Annotated in this window: 5 protein-coding genes; 2 read left to right on the top strand and 3 right to left on the bottom strand. The window is 28.3% G+C overall.

Annotation, left to right across the window (positions count from 1 at the left end; genetic code table 11):
- From B0A64_RS25450 to B0A64_RS24600, 3 genes are all read right to left on the bottom strand, one after another.
- On the bottom strand, nt 1-251 hold a 251-nt coding region (locus B0A64_RS25450), incomplete at its 3' end, for a hypothetical protein (protein WP_133083328.1).
- Complete coding sequence (locus tag B0A64_RS24605) at nt 239-1,513, bottom strand: SDR family NAD(P)-dependent oxidoreductase (RefSeq protein WP_089482081.1); 1,275 nt, start codon at nt 1,511-1,513, stop codon at nt 239-241. The genes B0A64_RS25450 and B0A64_RS24605, both read right to left, overlap by 13 nt.
- A gap of 194 nt (nt 1,514-1,707) precedes the next feature.
- Entirely contained in the window at nt 1,708-2,373 is a 666-nt protein-coding gene (locus B0A64_RS24600) for an IS6 family transposase (protein WP_089482080.1), read from the bottom strand.
- Nucleotides 2,374-2,444: 71 nt separating this feature from the next.
- Between B0A64_RS24600 and B0A64_RS24595 the strand changes: the two genes are divergently transcribed.
- On the top strand, nt 2,445-3,338 hold the full coding sequence (locus B0A64_RS24595; protein ID WP_089482079.1) for a hypothetical protein: 894 nt from the start codon (nt 2,445-2,447) through the stop codon (nt 3,336-3,338).
- A gap of 150 nt (nt 3,339-3,488) precedes the next feature.
- A complete protein-coding gene (locus B0A64_RS24590) occupies nt 3,489-3,875 on the top strand; it encodes a DMP19 family protein (RefSeq protein ID WP_089482078.1) in 387 nt (128 codons plus the stop codon).
- The last annotated feature ends 515 nt before the right edge of the window (nt 3,876-4,390 follow it).

Here is a 4,390-nt window from a genome sequence, read left to right as displayed (position 1 = left end):
GAAAAAGACAAAACATTTTCCTTTTGATCTAAAACAAATATTCTTTTTTTTATAAAATCACCTTTAGAGAAAATTTTATTGAGTAATAAGAAATTTATTATTTGAGGCTTGAATTTTGTAATTAAATCTTTTAATCTTTCACTTTTCAAACCATCAGATACAAATAACTTAATATTATAATTTTCCACCCATAACATTGAGTCATTTATTTTAAAGTCATTGACTAATTTTATTAAATTCATATCTCCCAATCCTCCCCTTTTACGTTAATAGTATTAAATGATAATATTTCTTTTAAGTTTTTTATTGTTTTATACTTAAACAAATCTGATACCCAAACATCACACTCAAATACTTGACTCATTTGGTGTGATACTTTGATAGCTGAAATCGAATTTCCTCCAATCTTAAAAAAGTCATCTTGAATTGAAATTTCTTGCACACCTAATACATCACCAAATATCTTGGCTATTTTGTATTCTATTTCAGAAAAATCTTCTTCAATTAATTTAATATCTCTTGCACAAACTTTTTTCTGATTTTGAATATCTAAAAGTTTAAAATGATTCAAAAAACCAACTTTTATATCATATCTTGATAAACAAATATTTTTTAAATTTTTATTTGATAATAAATTCTCCAAAATAATAGGAAATTCATGGCTCCTAATTGAATTTGATGTTTTGCCGCTTTTGGTTGTGCTATTTTTAATAAATTCGATAGCTGCTCCTGCATCAGAGATTTGATTTATGTTAATTGTAAGCATGGAATCAATATTGATATGACTTCTATAACTTATCTCATCCAGATACAAATTTGCTGCAGTATATTCTGTATTACCTAATGAAGGCATTATACTTGTTAATGATGAGCAATTGACTAATTTTTTTATTGGAACAGATTTGGCAAGTTTAATCAAGTTTTCAATTCCTGCTATCTTGGGATTAAGTACTTGTTCTATATGAATCTTATTTTTATCATTTAAAACACTTTGAGCAACAACTACTGCGGTATGTAAAACAATATCAATATTATTAATATTATTAATATTCAAAAGTTCACTTAATTTATTTGATGCTTCAACATGACCAATATCAATAGCAGAGTAGATAATTTTATGCTCTGTATTCCTTAAATCATCCAGTTTTTGTTTATAGTCTTTTCTTAAGTTTGACTCTATAGTTCGACCTAATAAGATAAGTGTACATTGGACATGCTTTTTTACTAAGTAACTAGCATATGCATAACCAATGGCTCCTAATCCCCCAGTAATTACGAATATAGAATCTTTTGTTTCTAAAGAATTGACTTTATTTTTAATATCCAGAAGATTTATTTTTTTATAAATTGGAATCCAATGATACTTCCCTCTTATTACAATTAATTCTTTGTCGACATTTTGCTCTAAGGCAAACAACAAAATATCTTTATAATTAATATCCTGTGATGATAAATCTATATGAAATGCTTTAGTATTTGATGTAAAATATTCATGGGGAATAGATTTTGTCACACCGTAAACAATAGATGGTTTTTCTTGTAATAATTCGTTACCTATAACTTCATAATTGTCAAAAGATATTGAAATTATTTTTGGAACTTTAACACTTGCATTTTTTGACCATTGAAATATATTTTTTACAGCACAAATATCGGTTCTGTCGCATCTGGCATGTAAATTCGAAAGAAATCAGAAACCCCAAAAAATTATGCAGCCAATTTACAAAATGATTTGAACATACTTATTCCTGGGTTAAGCATCTGATTTTTTCTCAACATGTGTACAACTTCTATTCCACTTAATGTTCGTCTGGCCGATTCAAAACTTTTAAAACCCAGACCGTTCTGTATCCGCCATTTTATAAAACGATGATCCTGCTCAACAATATTGTTCAGATACTTACACTGCCTAATCTTTATATTCGAAAATGATCGTTTGTTGTAAACCCTGATTGCGCTGGTGTTAGAGCCGCTTTTGTCTATATTTATTACCGTTGGCCGGCAATTATTCTTTATCGCTTTTATTAAAAATGACTGTGCACTCATTCTCTGTCTTCTTCTGGTCAGAAGAAAATCCACCGTATTGCCCCATTTGTCAACAGCCCGATATAAATAACACCAGATACCTTTTACTTTTATATAAGTTTCATCCATTCGCCAGCTGGCCCCTACTCTGTTCTTTCTTTTTTTCATCTGAGATTCAATCATTGGAGTAAATTTAAATACCCAGCGTTGAATCGTAGCATGATCAACTGCTATTCCTCGCATTTTCATTATTTCCTCAACATCCCGGTAACTCAATGTAAATCGCAATTTGAAATAAACAGCCTGCAAAATAATGGCTTTGGGAAAACAATGACCTTTCGTATTCATAAAATATATTTCGAAGATCTAAAGATAATAGTTATTAAACAGATGCGACAGAACCGAGCCAAAAGTCTATAATGAAAAATAACAATACAAAGAAATATGAATGTTGGTTTTTAATCAACCAGCATATTTTTGAAAAAGAATTTGAGGCAATTCAACAAAAAGCTATAAATGTATTTCTTGATTTTATTTCCGATAAAAATTATGGTTTAGGCATTAAACTTTTTCGTTTTGATATTTATGTTGAACCAAATATAAATTTTGGACGACAAACTGATAGTGTTTATTCTGCTTGCGCTCACTTGTCTGCCCATATTGACAAACAACTTTTTGACAAAGTAAGTGATGACGAAAAATTGAAGTTAATTCTTAATGCATCTTTAGTTCTAGTTAAATATTTAGAACAAAGAGTTCCTCTGTCAAAGGATTTTAATGCTGACAATTTGTTTGAAGACTACAAACAATATCTAAAAAGCCAATCTTTGTTGTTAGACCAAACCGAAACAGATCGAGCTATTATCAAATTTTTTGACACTACTCGTTTTATTTTTAGAAGAACAGAAACAATCGAAGTAGACAAAAGCAGAATCTATTTTGACCTTAACGAAGTTCAGGATTATATAAATAATGAGATTGCTGGCAAAACATTCGGTAAATCTATTAATACTGTAGACTTTGGATTTGAATTTTATGACTTCAATGGTGGCTTTGCAACATTTTTGAAACAAACAGAGAACTATAAAAGATACGGAACTAAATACAAAAACTATCTAGTAGTAAAACACTTTGATTATTCGGAAATAAAAAATCTTGATAAACAGCAACAATATCGATTATTGAAAGCAAAAATACTCGAAGGCATAAATGATTATGACGACTTAAAAAGGAAGCCAAAGGATTTTAATAAGGAGGCATTTTACAATATAATGGAAAACATACTGAATACCTACGAAAAACAAAAAAGTTAACGCTAATACCCAATTCAACAATCTTATTATCAAGACTAATGAGATTTTATTTGTGTTTTGACAATTTGACAAATTTCAAGAATGGGCTTGATTTAATATCAAACCCGCTTTAATACCCCAACTTTAACTTTAATTGCAAATTAAAAACATATGAGCATTGATTTTATAAAATTGAAAGAAAAACTTAAAACTCAATCTGGCGACGATTTTGACTTTGAAGTAGCTGATTATTTGTTAACTATCAAATTTGAAGGTAAGACTCTTAATGAAATGCAAAGAAGAGTTGTATCAACTAATATTCTTGACAATGAAGTTTTCAATGGCGGGTTTGACCAATTTTACTTTAACAATGAAAACGAATATATTGACGACGCAATTGGTGGATTGAGCGAATTTGGGGCAAATGAATTTCTTGAACTTGCAATTAAGTCAAAAGAAATTTATTTAAGAGACAGAGAGCTATATACTGATGACCGGAATCCTTATTTTGATCCTCTTGACAACAAATTTTATGAATTAGATCATTATGATTATTAATAATTAATTGTCGTAGAATGTATAATACAAAAAAAAAAAAACTAAAAGTAAGTTGACACAATTATAAATATATCTGTTAAACTTTATTTTAGCGTTAACACAGACATTTTTAAACATATTATGAATTACGTCCGCAGTGCAGACGCAATTATAAAATGAAGCAAAACTACTAGATGCTTTATTATTTTTAGAAAATACAGGGTTAATTATTTCAAATTCTGACAAAGATAAAAGTTGGACTAATCAGAACGCTTTTTAACAATTAAACAGCTATGATTTATCTACTTTAGCTATACATTTTTTGTAAAAAAAGTATTTCAAAAATTATTTTACTTTTAAAACATTAAAATCTCATTTTTTTTATATCTTTGATAATGTGTTATTTGCACTTACAAAAATACAATACAGATAATTACAATACTATCAGCCATGTGCAAAAAAAAAATATGGAAAAAAAATTTTAATATCCTTCTGTTTTTTTTTAAAATGACATGTTATAGAGCAAGTAGTAATAC

The sequence above is a fragment of the Flavobacterium araucananum genome (assembly GCF_002222055.1).
Classification (GTDB): Bacteria; Bacteroidota; Bacteroidia; order Flavobacteriales; family Flavobacteriaceae; genus Flavobacterium; species Flavobacterium araucananum.
The sequence above is the reverse complement of the archived record's forward strand: the minus strand, read 5'-3'. Positions and strand labels throughout refer to the sequence as shown.